This window comes from Sphingomonas aerophila (genome assembly GCF_014199305.1).
Classification (GTDB): Bacteria; Pseudomonadota; Alphaproteobacteria; order Sphingomonadales; family Sphingomonadaceae; genus Sphingomonas; species Sphingomonas aerophila.
Genome location: NZ_JACIJK010000008.1, coordinates 87,018 through 102,830, shown reverse-complemented (window position 1 = coordinate 102,830; position 15,813 = coordinate 87,018). Strand labels below are relative to the sequence as shown.

At 65.0% G+C, this 15,813-nt stretch carries 13 protein-coding genes; 9 read left to right on the top strand and 4 right to left on the bottom strand.

Annotated features, from left to right (window positions below):
- The first annotated feature begins 49 nt into the window (after positions 1–49).
- Genes FHS94_RS13525 through FHS94_RS13495 form a run of 7 tightly spaced genes read left to right on the top strand, consistent with a single transcriptional unit; the run spans position 50 to position 7,252 of the window.
- Positions 50–523, top strand: a complete 474-nt coding sequence (locus FHS94_RS13525) for an A24 family peptidase (RefSeq protein ID WP_184058739.1) — start codon at positions 50–52, stop codon at positions 521–523.
- A 56-nt stretch (positions 524–579) separates the two neighbouring features.
- Positions 580–1,614, top strand: a complete 1,035-nt coding sequence (cpaB, locus tag FHS94_RS13520; RefSeq protein WP_184058737.1) for a Flp pilus assembly protein CpaB — start codon at positions 580–582, stop codon at positions 1,612–1,614.
- Entirely contained in the window at positions 1,614–3,269 is a 1,656-nt protein-coding gene (locus FHS94_RS13515; RefSeq protein WP_184058735.1) for a type II and III secretion system protein family protein, read from the top strand. Before cpaB ends, FHS94_RS13515 begins: the two co-directional genes overlap by 1 nt.
- A 16-nt stretch (positions 3,270–3,285) precedes the next feature.
- The gene (locus FHS94_RS13510; RefSeq protein WP_184058732.1) at positions 3,286–3,924 is read left to right on the top strand and encodes a CpaD family pilus assembly protein; all 639 of its coding nucleotides are present in this window, start codon (positions 3,286–3,288) and stop codon (positions 3,922–3,924) included.
- Positions 3,924–5,213: a CpaE/TadZ family protein gene (locus FHS94_RS13505; protein WP_184058730.1), complete on the top strand. Its 1,290-nt coding sequence runs from the start codon at positions 3,924–3,926 to the stop codon at positions 5,211–5,213. Before FHS94_RS13510 ends, FHS94_RS13505 begins: the two co-directional genes overlap by 1 nt.
- 57 nt (positions 5,214–5,270) lie before the next feature.
- Positions 5,271–6,245: a type II secretion system F family protein gene (locus tag FHS94_RS13500; RefSeq protein ID WP_184058728.1), complete on the top strand. Its 975-nt coding sequence runs from the start codon at positions 5,271–5,273 to the stop codon at positions 6,243–6,245.
- An 11-nt stretch (positions 6,246–6,256) separates the two neighbouring features.
- On the top strand, positions 6,257–7,252 hold the full coding sequence (locus FHS94_RS13495; RefSeq protein ID WP_184058726.1) for a type II secretion system F family protein: 996 nt from the start codon (positions 6,257–6,259) through the stop codon (positions 7,250–7,252).
- Between the two features lie 69 nt (positions 7,253–7,321).
- Here the strand turns inward: FHS94_RS13495 and FHS94_RS13490 are convergent, their stop codons facing one another.
- Positions 7,322–8,095, bottom strand: a complete 774-nt coding sequence (locus tag FHS94_RS13490) for a hypothetical protein (protein ID WP_246348617.1) — start codon at positions 8,093–8,095, stop codon at positions 7,322–7,324.
- Between the two features lie 241 nt (positions 8,096–8,336).
- Here FHS94_RS13490 and FHS94_RS13485 point away from each other — a divergent pair, with 241 nt between their 5' ends.
- On the top strand, positions 8,337–8,750 hold the full coding sequence (locus tag FHS94_RS13485; RefSeq protein WP_184058724.1) for a hypothetical protein: 414 nt from the start codon (positions 8,337–8,339) through the stop codon (positions 8,748–8,750).
- Positions 8,751–8,792: 42 nt separating this feature from the next.
- Here FHS94_RS13485 and ppdK read toward each other — a convergent pair whose 3' ends face one another.
- The 3 genes from ppdK to FHS94_RS13470 form a co-directional block, all read right to left on the bottom strand.
- Positions 8,793–11,495, bottom strand: a complete 2,703-nt coding sequence (ppdK, locus tag FHS94_RS13480) for a pyruvate, phosphate dikinase (RefSeq protein WP_184058722.1) — start codon at positions 11,493–11,495, stop codon at positions 8,793–8,795.
- 105 nt (positions 11,496–11,600) lie between these two features.
- Complete coding sequence (gene glyS / locus FHS94_RS13475) at positions 11,601–13,802, bottom strand: glycine--tRNA ligase subunit beta (RefSeq protein WP_184058949.1); 2,202 nt, start codon at positions 13,800–13,802, stop codon at positions 11,601–11,603.
- Positions 13,802–14,641 (bottom strand): glycine--tRNA ligase subunit alpha, encoded by an 840-nt coding sequence (locus FHS94_RS13470; RefSeq protein ID WP_184058946.1) that lies wholly within the window; start codon positions 14,639–14,641, stop codon positions 13,802–13,804. The genes glyS and FHS94_RS13470 overlap by 1 nt, the downstream gene beginning before the upstream one ends.
- Before the next feature lie 169 nt (positions 14,642–14,810).
- Between FHS94_RS13470 and FHS94_RS13465 the strand changes: the two genes are divergently transcribed.
- Positions 14,811–15,734 (top strand): TraB/GumN family protein, encoded by a 924-nt coding sequence (locus tag FHS94_RS13465; RefSeq protein ID WP_184058720.1) that lies wholly within the window; start codon positions 14,811–14,813, stop codon positions 15,732–15,734.
- The last annotated feature ends 79 nt before the right edge of the window (positions 15,735–15,813 follow it).

The following is a 15,813-nucleotide window of genomic DNA, read 5'->3' as shown; positions in this document are numbered from 1 at the left end:
GTCTGCGTGGTTACGGTTTGGCAAGCCCCCTCGTCTACGGTGTTCAACAATGGGGTGGAACAATCCGGCCGTCGCGCTGCTCGCGACCCTTGCCGCGCTGCTATTGGCGGCTGCGATCGAGGACGTGCGCGGGCGCACCATCTCCAACGCGAAGAACCTGACGATCGCGCTGCTAGCGCCTGCCTGGTGGTGGGTGTCAGGGCTGGCGCTTTGGCCGGACCTGGTCCTCCAGCTAGTTACGGGCACGATCATCTTTGGATTGTTCGTCGGCGTGTTCGCGGCCGGATGGATGGGCGGCGGCGACGTAAAGCTGATCGGCGCGCTCGCCTTGTGGCTTCCGCTCGACTCACTGTCGTGGATGCTGATCGCCATGTCGGTCATCGGCGGCGTGCTGACGATCCTGATGCTCGCGCATCGATATGTCGCGCGTCGGATGGCTCCGATCGAGGTTCCATACGGGGTCGCCATCACCTGCGCCGCGCTTCTCGCGATGCGTGAACCGATTCTTCACCACTTGTCGTGATGCTTAACGCTCACGCAACCGGGCCGCACAGGGCGCGCCCCAGGGGCAACTAAGGCATGGACACTCGCAAGGTCTTTCTCCTGGTCGGGGCGCTTGTCGTCGCGGGCATCACCGCGTTCATGGCGCGCACGCTGATCGCCGGCAGCGCGGCACCGCAGGCGGCGGCTGCCGGCGTCGTCGCCGCTCCGCCGATCGACGGGCCTGAAGTGCTGGTCGCCACCCGCGCCCTGCCCGTTGGCACGATCCTGGACGCCACGGCGCTGAAATATCAGCCCTGGCCCAAGGAGCTGGTCGACGGAGCGTACTTCCTGAAGGAAAAGACCGACCTCAAGTCGCTGCAGGGCACGGTGGTTCGGTTCGCGGTGACGGCGGGCCAGCCGCTGACCCAGGGTGCCCTGGTAAAGCCCGGCGATCGTGGCTTCCTGGCTGCCGCACTCGGCCCGGGCATGCGCGCCGTGACCATCCCGGTCCAGCAGCAGAACGCCGTGGCAGGGTTCATCTTTCCTGGCGATCGGATCGACCTGGTCCTGACCCAGTCGGTGTCGGGCGGCGGTGACGGTTCACCGCTCAAGGTTTCTGAAACCTTCATGCGCAACGTCCGGGTACTCGCCACCGACCAGCGCACCGACAACACGCTAGGCGAGGACGGCAAGAGCAAGGTGCAGGTTTACGGCACCGTGACCATCGAGGCGACTCCCAAGCTCGCCGAGCAGGTGGCCGTCGCCCAGCAGCTCGGCACCATTTCGCTATCGCTGCGGTCGATCGCTGACAACTCGTCCGAGCTGGAACAGGCAATCGCCTCCGGGTCGATCAAGGTGCCCGAAGGCGCAGATCCCAAGGCCGAGAAGGCCATGATGACACAGCTTGCAAGCCAGCCGCAGACCGGCAACTCGACCTTTGTCACGGGCGCCGACGTGTCGCGCTTCGCTCGCCGGTCTGTGCCGGGCAAGGGCGGCGACAACGGCTCGGTCGGCCAGATGACGCCCGTAGCGGCTCCAAACACCGGCGGCACCGCGCCCGCCATCGGCCCGGTCGTCCGGATCGCGCGCGGTAATTCGATCACCGTGGTTCCCGTGGGGGGTAAGAACTGATGCGTGTTAGCACCATGACGACCGGGCTGTCGCTCGCGCTGGCTCTTGCCGCGCCGGCGCTGGTCGCCGCCGCACCTGGCGGGCCGACGGCGCCCGCCGCCGCAGCCGCCAGCACGGCAAGCGTAACCGGCACGCCGCTGGTCCAGATCAACACCGGCCGCGGCCGACTTGTGACGCTGGCCCGCCCGATGAGCGACCTGTTCGTCGCCGACGACAACGTTGCCGACGTTCAGGTTCGCTCGCCAACCCAGCTCTATATCTTCGGCAAGAAGTCTGGCGAGACGACGGTAAGCGCGACGACCAAGGGTGGCCAAGTCGTCTATGCCGCTACGGTCCGGGTCGGCCAGAACCTCGACTCGATCGGGTCGATGCTGGGGCTCGCCATGCCGGAAGCGCGGATCATCGCCACGCCGATGAACGGGCTTGTGCTGCTGACCGGCACCGTTGCCGCTCCACAGGACGCCGCAGAGGCCGAGCGACTGGTCCAGGCCTATGTCGGAGATGGAACGAAAGTCCTCTCTCGCCTGCGCACCGCGACGCCCTTGCAGGTCAACCTGCAAGTCCGCTTCGCCGAGGTTCGCCGCAGCTTCGCCAAGAACATCGGCGTGAACATGACGTCGATCGACAGCACTAGCGGGTTCAAGTTCGGGATTGGCGGTAGCCGCTCTCCAGCCAGCTATTTCGCCACGGATCGCGGTCTTCCTTTAGGGGTCGGCACAGCGGTTCAGGGCTACGGGATTGATCCGACGTCAATCAAGTATCTTCCTGGCGGCATTATCGATGAGAGCGCCCTCAAGATCATCCAGAAACCCGGCACCAATGTGACTCCAGGAGCTGAGCGCACGACTTTGGGCGCATTGACCAAGGTATTCGGCCTGGACCTGTTGTCGGCGATCGATCTGGGCGAAACCACCGGTCAGGTATCCATTCTGGCCAACCCGAACCTGACCGCACTGTCGGGTGAGACTGGCACGTTCCTGGCCGGCGGCGAGGTTCCGATTCCGCTCAGCCAGGGACTGGGCTCGATCTCCGTCGAGTACAAACAGTACGGGGTCAGTCTTTCTTATACGCCAACCGTGCTTTCCGATGGCCGCATCTCCCTGCGCGTCCGGCCAGAGGTGTCCCAGCTCGACTACGCCAACGCGATCACGATGGGCGGTACGCGCGTGCCAGGCCTCACCACCCGTCGTGCGGAAACGACGCTGGAGCTCGGCTCCGGCCAGTCGATGATGATCGGCGGCCTGCTTCAGAACCAGCAGGCGAACAATTTCGACAAGACACCCGGCATTGGCGACGTGCCAGTTCTGGGCGCACTGTTCCGGTCCAACGCCTGGCAGCGCAACGAGAGCGAACTGGTGATCGTCATCACCCCGTACCTGGTGAAGCCGGTCGACAACCAGTCGGACATCGCCCTGCCAACGGATGGAATGAAAGCGCCAACGGACTTCGAACGCGTGTTCGGGGGTCAGCTGGGCGGCGGCACCACCGGCGAGCGGCGACCTGTTCCGACCCTGGCAACACCCGGCGTGCCGGTCGCAGCCGGCGCCGCCGCCCCGGCCCGGCCCGTTCCCGCCGCCGACAAGCGTCGCGACGAAAAGGCGCCCAACACCTCACGCAAGGGAGCGCCGATTGTCGCCCCCGGCTTCTCCAACTGATCGGGGCCAGATCACGATGAAGATGAAAACGTCCCTTCCCCTGCTGGTCCTGCCGGCGGTCCTGCTCGCAGGTTGTGCGGGCGGCACGCAAAATCGGGGCCTGGAAAGCGTTCACCAGCCGGTGATTTCGCGCTCCGACTACCTGCTCGACCTGTCCACAGTCGGCGGCCAGCTCGCGGCCGGTGAGTCGCGGCGGCTGGCTGGCTGGTTCGGCTCCATGCGGCTTGGCTATGGCGACCATGTCGCGGTTGACGATCCCGCAGGCGACGCGCTGACCGCGCGCGAACAGGTGTCAACGGTCGTTGCCAGCTATGGCCTGCTGCTGTCCGACGAGGCGCCAATTACGGCCGCCACGGTCAGCCCCGGCACGGTTCGGGTGGTGGTCAGCCGCATGCGCGCCGGCGTACCGGGATGCCCGGACTGGTCGCGCAACTCCAGTCGCGACTTCGACCAGCATACCTCCTCCAACTTCGGCTGTGCGAGCAACAGCAATCTGGCCGCCATGGTCGCCAGCCCCAACGATCTCGTCCGTGGCCAGTCCTCGGGCAATTACGACGCCGCGACCGGCTACCGCGCGATTGATGCATATCGAAAGGCCACGCCTACCGGCGGTGGTGGCAACACGGTGAAGACCGAGAACGCGGGAGGTAAGTGATGAACGCACCCTGGAAACCTGCCGGCGTTGCCCATCGCGAACCTTTTGTGGCGTTCGTGTGCGACGACACCACCGTTGAGGCGCTGCGCCCGATCGCGACGGAGCTTGGCTGGTCGGCAGAGAAGATCAACAAGGGTGGCTTGCGCAATGCGGTCCAGACCCTGTCGGTCTCTGCCAGCCCGCAGATCCTGTTCGTTGACCTGGCCGAAAGCGGCGATCCTCTGAACGACATCAACGGCCTGGCCGAAGTCTGCGAGCCCGGCACGGTGGTGATCGCCGCCGGCCAAGTCAACGACGTGCGCCTGTACCGCGACCTTCTGGCGAGCGGCATACAGGATTACCTTCTGAAACCACTTCATCCCGACGTGTTGCGCGAATCCTTCAGCCACGCGCAGGCCATGCTGAATGCGCCCAAGCACACGGAGCAGGCGGTGGAGCGACCCCATGTCGCAGTGGCCGTGATCGGTACCCGCGGCGGGGTCGGCGCTTCGACCGTGGCGAGTTCCCTCGCCTGGCTCATGAGCGAAAAGGAAGGGCGCTCCACGGCGCTCCTGGACCTCGACGTGCACTTCGGCACGGGCGCGCTGGCGCTCGATCTGGAGCCGGGTCGCGGCCTGACCGACGCGATCGAGAACCCGAGCCGCATCGACGGACTTTTTATCGAGCGCGCGATGGTGAAGGCTTCGGAGAAGCTGGCGGTGCTGAGCGCCGAGGCGCCAATCAACGCGCCATTGGTCACGGACGGATCTGCCTTTTACCAGTTGCAGGAGGAGATGCGGGCGGCCTTTGAGGCGACCGTGGTTGACCTGCCGCGGTCCATGCTGGTTCAGCATCCGCACCTGATCGGCGACATCCAGGTTGCGATCGTCGTTACCGAGCTGACCCTTGCGGCAGCGCGCGATACGATCCGCATCCTGTCTTGGCTCAAATCGAACGCGCCGGGCACTCACGTCTTCACGCTGGCAAACAAGCTGCATCCGGGCGGCCAGCTGGAGATCACGCGCAAGGACTTTGAGGGCTCCATCGAGCGCAAGCTCGATTACACTGTCCCCTTTGATCAGAAGCTCGCAGCGCAGGCGGCCAAGCTTGGCAAGCCTTTATCCGAGGCCGGCAAGAACTCCAAGACCGCAGCGCCGCTGGTGGAGCTCGCGCAGAAGCTGGTCGGCGTCGCAGATACCGCAAGCGAAGACCTGGCCTCGAACAAGAAGGGCGCCGGCAAGAAGGGTCAGTCGCTAATGGGCAAGCTCGACTTCAAGTCGATGATGCCCGGTCGCGGTAACAAGAAGTGACGGCCCGCCGCCCTGGCCATCAGGGCGGCGCAGCATCGTGAGGGAACGGGCCAGGACATGAACATTGTGCCGCTGATGATTGTCGCGCTGGGCGGGGTAACGGTGCTCGGCATGATCGTCTTCGCCTTTGCCGGCCCCAACGCGCAGCGGGCCGGCAATCGCCGGCTTGGCGCCGTTCGCGAACGCCACAGCGTTACGCCTGTGTCGCTGGCCGACATGCAGCTTCGCCGGATCACCAACTCGCGCGATACCAAGGTCGACCTCGCGTTCGGCAGATTGCTGCCCAACAAGGCCTTGCTCGCGAAGCGGCTGGCCATGACCGGTAAGTCATGGACCGTGGGGCAATATGGCATGGCGACTGCGGGCATCGCGTTGGTCGTCGCGCTGCTGCTGACCATCAAGGGCATGCCGCTCGCCCTCGCCCTGCTCGCTGGCGCAGCGGTGGGCGGCGGCATTCCGCACCTGGCAGTCGGATTCTTCATCAAGAAACGCATTGGAAAGTTCACGACGAAGTTTCCGGACGCCATCGAGTTACTCGTTCGCGGCCTGCGATCGGGTCTTCCGATCACTGAAACCATGTCGGTGGTCGCAGCCGAGGTCGACGGGCCAGTAGGCGAGGAATTCCGGGCCGTAGCCGACAAGATGAAGATCGGCCGATCGATGGACGCCGCGCTACAGGAAACCGCCGACCGCCTTGGCACGCCGGAATTTCAGTTCTTCGTGATCACCATCGCGATTCAGCGTGAAACGGGCGGCAACCTGGCCGAGACGCTCGCAAACCTGGCGACTGTCCTGCGCCAGCGCGGACAGATGAAGCTCAAGATCAAGGCGATGTCGTCTGAGTCAAAGGCGTCCGCCTACATCGTCGGCTCCCTGCCCTTTATCGTGTTCAGCATGATCTACATGATCAACGGCGACTACATGCAGAACTTCTTCATCGACCAGCGGCTGATCGTCGCCGGCATCGGCGGCCTGATCTGGATGGGCATCGGCGCCGCTATCATGGCCAAAATGGTCAGCTTCGAGATCTAAGGCACCCACCGATGGAAGCTCCCCACCCCACCCTGCTCGGCGTCGACGTTCTCTGGGTCGCGACCCTGCTGTCCGGGGTCGCCGCCTTTGCCGTGATGCTCGCGATTTACGCGGCCACCACCGTGCGCGATCCCATGACGAAGCGCGTGAAAGCGCTGAACGACCGCCGCGAACAGCTGAAGGCAGGCATCACTGCCTCCACCAAGCGTCGCGCCAAGCTGGTTCAGCGAAACGACACGGCGGACAGGATGCGGTCGCTGCTGTCGGGCTTGAAGGTTTTGCAGGACAGCCAGCTGAAGGTCGCCCAGCAAAAGCTGCTTCAGGCCGGCATCCGGTCCAAGGACTGGGCGGTGGCCGTGATCTTTGGACGGCTGGTCCTGCCGATCGTGTTCGGCGGCATCATGCTGTTCTGGGTTTATGGCACCGACGGCTGGGCCGAATGGTCACCAATCAAGAAATACGGGATCGTCGCGGGGTCTTTCATCCTGTCCTACAAGGCGCCCGACATCTTCCTCAAGAACAAGATCAAAAAACGCTCGGACGCAATTCGCAAGGGTCTGCCCGATGCGCTGGACCTGCTGGTAATCTGCGCCGAGGCGGGTTTGACCGTCGACGCGGCGTTCCACCGTGTCGCACGCGAACTGGGGCGCGCGTACCCGGAACTTGGCGACGAGTTCACCCTGACCGCGATCGAACTGGGCTTCCTGACCGAGCGACGCCAGGCCTTCGAGAACCTGGCGCAGCGGGTCGACCTGGACGCCGTCAAAGGCGTGGTCACCACCATGATCCAGACGGAGAAGTACGGCACACCGCTGGCGTCCGCATTGCGTGTTCTGTCGGCCGAATTCCGGAATGAGCGAATGATGCGGGCCGAGGAGAAGGCCGCACGGCTGCCCGCCATCATGACTGTGCCGCTGATCCTGTTCATTCTACCGACCCTGTTCGTGGTCATCCTGGGTCCGGCAGCCTGCTCGATCAACGACAGCTTCCTGCACCCCAGCAACTAGGGCGGGACCTCAAAGGCGGCGGGTCAGCCGCCGCCCAATTGCAAGACGCGGGCCTCCAAGACCTGTCCGTCAGAGAGGAGGGAACGGCGGATAGGCGAGCGGAAGAAGCGCCTCGCCCGGCGAGCCGGCGGTCGCGGCAGAATAGATCGCCAGGCCGATTGGCGTTGAAGGGGTGACCTGGATCAGCAACTGCGCCGCTACCATGACGGCAATGCCCCACGCCCATGCGGGATGCACCCGCCCGGTCCGGCGAAGATCGGCCACCACGCCGGCCAGCGGAAACAGTAGCATGACCGCGAACAGGCTGGGCCCGACATAGGGGATGAGAAAGGGCGCGGGCAGCAGCCGGCCCAGCGACGGCCCCATCAGCATGGCCATGCCGCAGAAATGTAACCTTTTGTGCCACTCTGTCCGCCGCCGCAGCACGATGGCCCAACTCGACAGGCCGGCAAAAGTCAGCACGCCCACCGGGTTCATGATTAGGAAATAGCCCGGTTGGAAAAAGAAAGGCGCGTGCCCTCCCCTGACCATTCGCACGGTGACGATCGTCCCGAGCAGGACCATCGCCACCATCCAGCCCGCGGCGATCCAGCCCAGCTTGCGATGCAGGTGCAATTGGCCGCTTGACGCCAGGACGTTCTGGGCGACGTAGATCGTCACCCATCCGAAAAAGACCAGCGCATGAGCATGGACGATCAAGGGAGCGCCAAAGCTAGACCGCCCCATCGCGTTCGCAAACGCAAACGCGACGACGTTGATCCCCGCCATGACCAAAGCACTGATAAGGTAAAAGCGGTGACTGCCGCGAAAGATCGACTGACGCGTTGGTGCAAGCGTGGCCATGTTGCCCCCCGACACATTTCCCCGCAGGCGATGCTATCCCGTTTCGAACGGGGTCACAATTGATCCACCCCCACGTGGTTTTCGGGATGTGCTGTGGTCGTTGAAGCGAAAAGGTGTCGGCTTTGCCCGGCAAACCCCGCGGCCGTGAATCAACCACACCTGTTTGCACCCGCCCTCGACAGCAGGCGCAACCCCCTCGTCACGTGATCGTTGAGTGTGCGTAACAGGAGGGATGCCGACCATGTTGTTCTCAACCCCCGGCCAGTTCGCTGTGCTGGCCTTGGTGTTTGTCGCGGGCTGGCTGTTTGGCCTGGCCAGCCATTCTGGCGGGCGTCGCTGGCGGGATCGCTACACGGCAGAGCGCGATGCGCACGCGGCTTATCGCAGGGACGCCGACGCGCGAGTGGCGCAAGCCCGGGCAGATGCGGACGCCCAGCTTGCGGAGGCAAACCGTCGCCATGCCGACCTGGAGCGCGACCATGCCCGGCTGCGCGACGCCGCGCCTGCTCCAGTACAGCCAGTGACGACCTCAACGGTGACCACATTGCCAACCACCGCAACAACCGTCACTCCGGCGTCGGCTGCGCGCCCGGCCTATCCCGAGCGGACCGTGTATGCGAACCGGCCAAAGCGGAACTGGTTCGACTGGCGTTGACCTTTGATCGGGGCGCGACCGACCGGCGCGCCCCGATCACGATCATCGACGGGCGTTGAGAGCCGCTTGCGCTGCCGCCAGTCGAGCGATCGGGACGCGATATGGTGACGCGCTGACATAATCGAGACCGACCGCCTCACAAAACGTGATGCTTGCCGGGTCCCCGCCATGCTCCCCGCAAATCCCGAGTTTGATCCCCGGACGAGTCGCGCGGCCGCGCTCCGCAGCCAGCGTCACCAACTCTCCGACGCCCTCGACATCGAGCGACACGAACGGATCGCGCGCATAGATGCCCTGTTCGACATAAGCGCCCAGGAACCGCGCGGCATCGTCTCGGCTCACGCCCAGCGTCGTCTGGGTCAGGTCGTTGGTGCCAAAGGAGAAGAACTCCCCGACTTCGGCGATCTCCCCCGCTTTCAGCGCTGCACGGGGTAACTCGATCATCGTCCCGACAAGATAGTCCACCGTGCGCCCGCGCTCGGTGAACACGGCGGCTGCGGCCTTGTCGACCACTGCCTTCATCAATTCCAGTTCGCGCCGGGTGCCGACCAGCGGGATCATCACCTCCGGAATCGGAGCGCGGCCGGTCTTTTCCGCGACCTCGATGGCCGCCTCGAAAATAGCTCGCGCCTGCATCTCGTAGATTTCGGGATAGGTCACGCCGAGACGGCAGCCGCGATGGCCCAGCATGGGGTTGAACTCGTGCAGTTCGGCGGCACGGCGCTGCAACGCCTCGACTGACAAGCCGGTGGCCTTCGCTACCTCTTCGAACTCCGCTTCCTCATGCGGCAGGAATTCATGAAGCGGCGGGTCGAGCAAGCGGATGGTGACGGGTAGGCCCGCCATCACCAGGAAGATCTCGGCAAAGTCGCCCTGTTGTTCTGGCAGCAACTTGGCAAGCGCGACCCGGCGGCCCGCTTCATCGGATGCCAGGATCATTTCACGCACCGCCGTGATCCGCGCGGCATCGAAGAACATGTGCTCCGTGCGGCAAAGGCCAACGCCCTCCGCGCCGAAGTCGCGGGCAACCTTGCAGTCATTGGGCGTTTCCGCATTGGCCCGCACCCGCAAGCGGCGCACCTGGTCGGCCCAGCCCATCAGCACGCCGAAGTCGCCCGCCAGCTCCGGCTGCACGGTCGCGACTTCGCCCGCCATGACTTCGCCCGTCGATCCGTCCAGGGTCAGCGTGTCGCCCTGCCGCACCTCGCGCCCGCCGACCCGCATGACGCCCACCTTGGCATCAATGGAGATCGTGCCGGCGCCGGAGACGCAGGGACGGCCCATGCCGCGCGCTACTACGGCGGCGTGGCTCGTCATGCCGCCGCGTGCCGTCAGGATGCCGCGCGCCGCATGCATCCCATGAATGTCCTCGGGGCTGGTTTCGGTGCGGATCAGGATCACGGCCTTGCCATCGGCCGCCCATCTCTCGGCCGTGTCGGCATCGAACACCGCTTGCCCGCAGGCAGCGCCGGGGCTGGCGGGCAAGCCCTTGGCGATCACGTCGCGCCGCGCGTTCGGGTCGAGTGTAGGGTGGAGCAATTGGTCGAGAGCGTTTGGATCGACGCGCGCGACGGCCTCCTCGCGCGTGATCAGCCCCTCATTCGCCATGTCGACCGCGATCTTTAGCGCAGCCTTTGCCGTGCGCTTGCCCGATCGCGTTTGCAGCATCCACAGCTTGGCCCGTTCAACCGTGAACTCGATGTCCTGCATGTCCCGGTAGTGTGTCTCGAGCGTGCGGAACACGTCGGCGAGTTCGGCATAGACGGCGGGCATAGCCTCTTCCATCGACGCCGCCTTTGCGCCTGCGGCCTCACGCGCGGCGCGGGTCAGGTATTGCGGCGTGCGGATGCCGGCAACGACGTCCTCGCCCTGCGCGTTGATCAGGAACTCGCCGTAAAAGGCATTCGCGCCCGTCGACGGATCGCGGGTGAAGGCAACGCCCGTGGCGCTGGTGTCACCCATGTTGCCGAACACCATGGCCTGAACATTGACGGCCGTGCCCCAACTCGCCGGAATGTCATGCAGGCGACGATAGACCTTGGCGCGTTCCGACTGCCACGAGCCGAACACCGCGCCAATCGCGCCCCATAGCTGGTCCTGCACATTCTGTGGGAAGTCGCGGCCCCACTCGTTCCGGACCAGCGCCTTGTACTCGTCCACCAGCTCACGCAGTTCAGCCGCCGACAGCTCGGTGTCCAGCGTGAAACCACGATCCTCCTTCGCCACCTCCAGCGCTTCCTCGAAACCGTGGTGGTCGAGGCCGAGCACCACATCGGCGTACATCTGGATGAAGCGGCGATAGCTATCCCAGGCGAATCGATCGTCGCCGGACGCGCGTGCCAGCCCCTCCACTGTCTGATCGTTGAGCCCGAGGTTCAGCACCGTGTCCATCATGCCGGGCATCGACACGCGCGCGCCAGACCGGACGGACACCAGCAACGGATCAGCGGCGTCGCCGAAGCGCTTGCCCGTCACTGCCTCGATATGCGCGATCCCGTCAGCCACTTCGGCACGGAGGCTGTCGGGGAAGTGCTCGCCCTCGTCATAGAAGCGCGTGCACATTGCGGTCGAGACGGTGAAGCCCGGCGGCACTGGCAAGCCGATCGAGGCCATCTCGGCAAGGTTGGCACCCTTTCCGCCAAGCAGTTCCTTGCTGCGCCCCTGCCCGTCGGTGCGGCCGCCGCCGAACCGAAACACATACCGCTCGTCCGCTTGCGTCCTGTCACGGGTGCTCGCCGATGCCATGCTCACCTGCCCTCTCAACTGTTATGACAAGCGTTGTGCACGGCAGCACAGGGGCCGCAAGCGAGGTATCGCTATCAGGTGGTTTCTACCCGATTGTGAACGATCTCACCCCTCGATGCGGGAAAAGTCTGCAACCTGGTGAACGGCCGCGCGGACACGCTCCAGCAGCGCCAGCCTTGATTCGCGCTTCGCGGGATCGGGATCGTTGACCGTGACGGTGTCGAAAAATGAGTCGATCGGCGCACGCAGGCTGGCAAGCGCGGCCATCGCCCGCTCGAAATCCTCGCGCTCGATAGCGGCCACGGCGGCGGGCTCGGCCGTGTCCAGCGCGCTGTGAAGTGCCGCTTCGTCCGGCTCGGGCGAATAACTCGGCGCGACTGGCGTGTTACCGCTCTGATAGCCCTCCTTCTTCAGGATATTGGCGGCGCGCTTGTAACCGGCCAGCAGGTTGGTCCCGTCCGGCGTCCCGACAAACGCCTGCAATGCTCGCACACGGGCGAGCAGGCGAACAAGGTCGTCCTCCCCGCCCAGCGCGAATACCGCGTCGATCAAGTCGTGGCGAATGCCCGCTTCGCGCTGCTGCACCTTGAGGCGGTCGAGGATAAAGGGCGAGAACTTCGGAAGCCCTTCCTCCATCAGGCTGACCAGCGCAGCGCCCTCGCCCTCAAAGCTGACCTTGCGCTCATAGCCTTCCTCATGGACGAAGTCGGCCGGGGCACCCAGGCGCTCGGCCGCGGCAAGGTCCTGCGTCACCGCACGTGAGGCGACACGGCGGCCATGCTGCTCGATCACGGCGCCGCCGACCTGCTGCATGATGGCCTCCAATGACAAACGAAGGCCGTGGGTGGTGATCAGCGCCAGCGACGCCAGCGCCGCGCGACGCAATGCAAACGGATCCTTGGACCCGGTCGGCGCCTCGTTGATCGAGAAGAAGGCGAGCAGCGTATCGAGCTTGTCCGCCAGGCTGACGGCGACCGTGACGGGTGCGGACGGCACCTCGTCCCCTTGCCCGACCGGCTTGTAATGATCGCGCACCGCTTCTGCGACGGCCGGGTCCTCACCTTGCGCTGCAGCGTAGTAGCCGCCCATCAGACCCTGAAGCTCCGGGAACTCGCCCACCATGCCGGTGACGAGATCCGCTTTCGCCAGCCGCGCTGCACGCTCGGCATGGTCGGGGTCAGCGCCGGGCACGATACCCTCCGCCGCCAGCCAGCGCGCGAGCCGGGCGACGCGGTCGACCTTGTCCGCGACCGTGCCCAGCTTCTCGTGAAAGACGATGCGGTCGAGCTTTGCCACCTGGTCCTCCAGCGGCACCTTCAGGTCGGTGTCGTAGAAGAAGCGTGCATCCGACAGGCGAGCCGCGAGCACCTTGCGGTTGCCCTCGACAATGCGCGCTCCGCCGTCGCTCGCCTCTATATTCGCGGTGCAGATGAAAGCGTTGGCGAGCTTGCCAGAGGTATCGCGGCAGACGAAATACTTCTGGTTCACCCGGGCGGTGAGCTGAATTACCTCGGGCGGGACGTCCAGGAATGCCTCGTCGAAGCGGCCCAGCAGCGGCACGGGCCATTCGGTCAGGCCCGCATTCTCGCGCACCAATCCCTCGTCGGCGATCAGCTCAAGCCCAGCCTCGCCCGCGAGACGGTCCGCCGTGTCACGGATAGTCGCGGCGCGCACGTCCTGGTCGACGATGACATGGCAGGCGCGCAACTTCTCCTCATAGTCCGTCGCCGACCCGATCGTGATCTGGCCCGGATGGTGGAAGCGATGGCCGAGCGTCGCGGCGCCCGCGGTCACGCCTGCAATCTCGACCGGAACGATCTCCTCGCCGAGCAACGCTACAATGCCGTGGAGCGGGCGAACCCAACGGAGCGACTCCGTGCTGGCGGAGGCCGCGCCCCAGCGCATCGACTTGGGCCAGGGAAATGCGCGGATGATGGCCGGAATGGCCTCAACCAGCACGTCGGCGGTGGCACGGCCAGGCTTGCTGGTCACTGCAAAGAATACGCCGTCGCGTTCGACCAGCTGATCGCGCGTCAGCCCAGTCTTGCGCAGGAAACCTTCCAGCGCCTGTGGCGGCGCGGACGCGCGCGGACCTTTCACCTCTTCGGACACGGCATCAGTCGCGAGCGGCAGGCCACGGGCGATCAGGGCGAGGCGGCGCGGGGTGGCAAAGGTAACGACGGCGCTGGCGGAAAGACCCGCCCTGGAGAGCTCAGCCGTGAACAGGCGGGCAAGGTCGTCGCGCGCCTTGTCCTGCATGCGCGCCGGGATCTCTTCGGATCGAAGTTCGAGAAGGAAGTCGGTCATCACGCCGCCCACCCGTTCTTCGCCATATACGCTCCGCATGCACCCTTCGCGAGGTCGCGGACGCGGCCGATGTAAGCCTGTCGCTCGGCCACGGAGATCACGCCCCTGGCCTGGAGCAGGTTGAACGTATGACTCGCCTTGATGGCCTGTTCATACGCGGGGATCGGTAAGTCGGCCGCCAGGCAGTTCTCGCACTCCGCCGCCGCCTTGCGGAACTGGTCGAAAAGCGTTTCGGTATCGGCGATCTCAAAATTCCACTTCGACATCTGGCGCTCGTTTTCCAGGAACACTTCGCCATAGGTCACGCCCTGGTCGTTGAACGCCAGATCGTACACGCTGTCCTTGTTCTGGATGTACATGGCCAGCCGCTCGAGCCCATAGGTCAGCTCGCCCGCGACCGGCTTCATGTCGAAACCGCCCATCTGCTGGAAATAGGTGAACTGCGTCACCTCCATGCCGTCGCACCAAACCTCCCAGCCAAGGCCCCAGGCGCCCAGCGTCGGGCTTTCCCAGTCATCTTCGACGAACCGGATGTCGTGCAGGCCGGTGTCGATGCCGATCGCGGCCAGGCTGCCGAGGTACAGGTCCTGCAGGTCGGGCGGGCTCGGCTTCAGGATCACCTGATACTGGTAATAATGCTGCAGCCGATTGGGGTTCTCGCCATAGCGTCCGTCGGTCGGCCGCCGGCAAGGCTGCACGAAAGCGGCATTCCACCGCTCCGGGCCGAGCGCGCGCAGCGTGGTGGCGGTGTGGAACGTTCCCGCCCCCATCTCTATGTCATAAGGCTGCAGGATCAGGCACCCGCGATCGCTCCAATAGTCATGAAGCGTCAGGATCATTCGCTGGAACGAGAGAGGCTGGGTCACGGCGGGGCTTTGGCGGATGGGCCAAAGACGGTCAAGCAAGCGGAACCCTGTGCCGACGGGGTGCCGCCCCCATGCTAGCATTTGGTCACGCTTTCCCGGCAAGAACCCTCAGCCGGCCTTTCATCTCCCGCCAAAGGTGCCCATGAACACGCCCATGAAGCTGACTGCCACCGCGATCGCGTTGTTACTTGCCCTGCCCGCCTGCGCGAAGCAGCCGACGCCCGATCAGCCGGTCGCGACCAAGGCCCCCGATCCGAACGACGCCGATCCCGCGCTGTGGGTGGTCAAGGACCCGGACACGACAATCTACTTTTTCGGCACCATCCATGTGCTCAAACCCGGCCTCACCTGGTTCGACGAGGCCGTGAAGGCCGCTTTCGATAAGTCGGACCAAGTCGTGCTGGAGCTGGTGATGCCGGATCCGGCCGCCATGCAGAAGCTGGTGATGGCAAAGGGGATGACCACCGCAGGGCCAACGCTGACGCAGCAGTTGCCCGCGGCAAAGCGTCAGGCGTTCACACAGGCGCTGACCGGACTCGGCCTGCAAGCCGGCGCCTTTGATCGCATGCGTCCATGGCTCGCGGCGACCAACCTGTCCGTGCTACCGCTCAGCCGCCTCGGATATGACACCAGCGCTGGCCCCGAGGAGGTGCTAACGGAGGCCGCGAAACAGGCCGGCAAGCCCGTGATCGGGCTGGAAACCGCCGAACAGCAGCTTGGCTATTTCGACGGCCTGTCAGACACCGCGCAGATGCAGTTCCTCACCAGCACCGTTGACGAGCTGCCGACGCTCGACAAGACCATGGGCAGCATGGTCGCGGACTGGGCAGCCGGCAAGCCGGACGCGCTGGCCAAGGAAATGAACGACAGCCTGAAGGATTCGCCAGAGGTCGCCAAGACTCTGCTGCTCGACCGCAACAAGCGCTGGGCTGGATGGATCGAGAACCGGCTGAAGCAACCGGGCACCGTGTTCATCGCGGTTGGCGCCGGTCATCTTGCGGGCGGTGACTCGGTTCAGGCGCAGTTGCTGAAGGACGGGGTCAAGGCGCAACGGGTCGCCTACTGACCTGCCGCACCTCAATCTCGCGATAGCGGACTGAGTTGCCAAATCGGCCTCTCCCCGCTATGCGCGCCTGCTTCCGTCC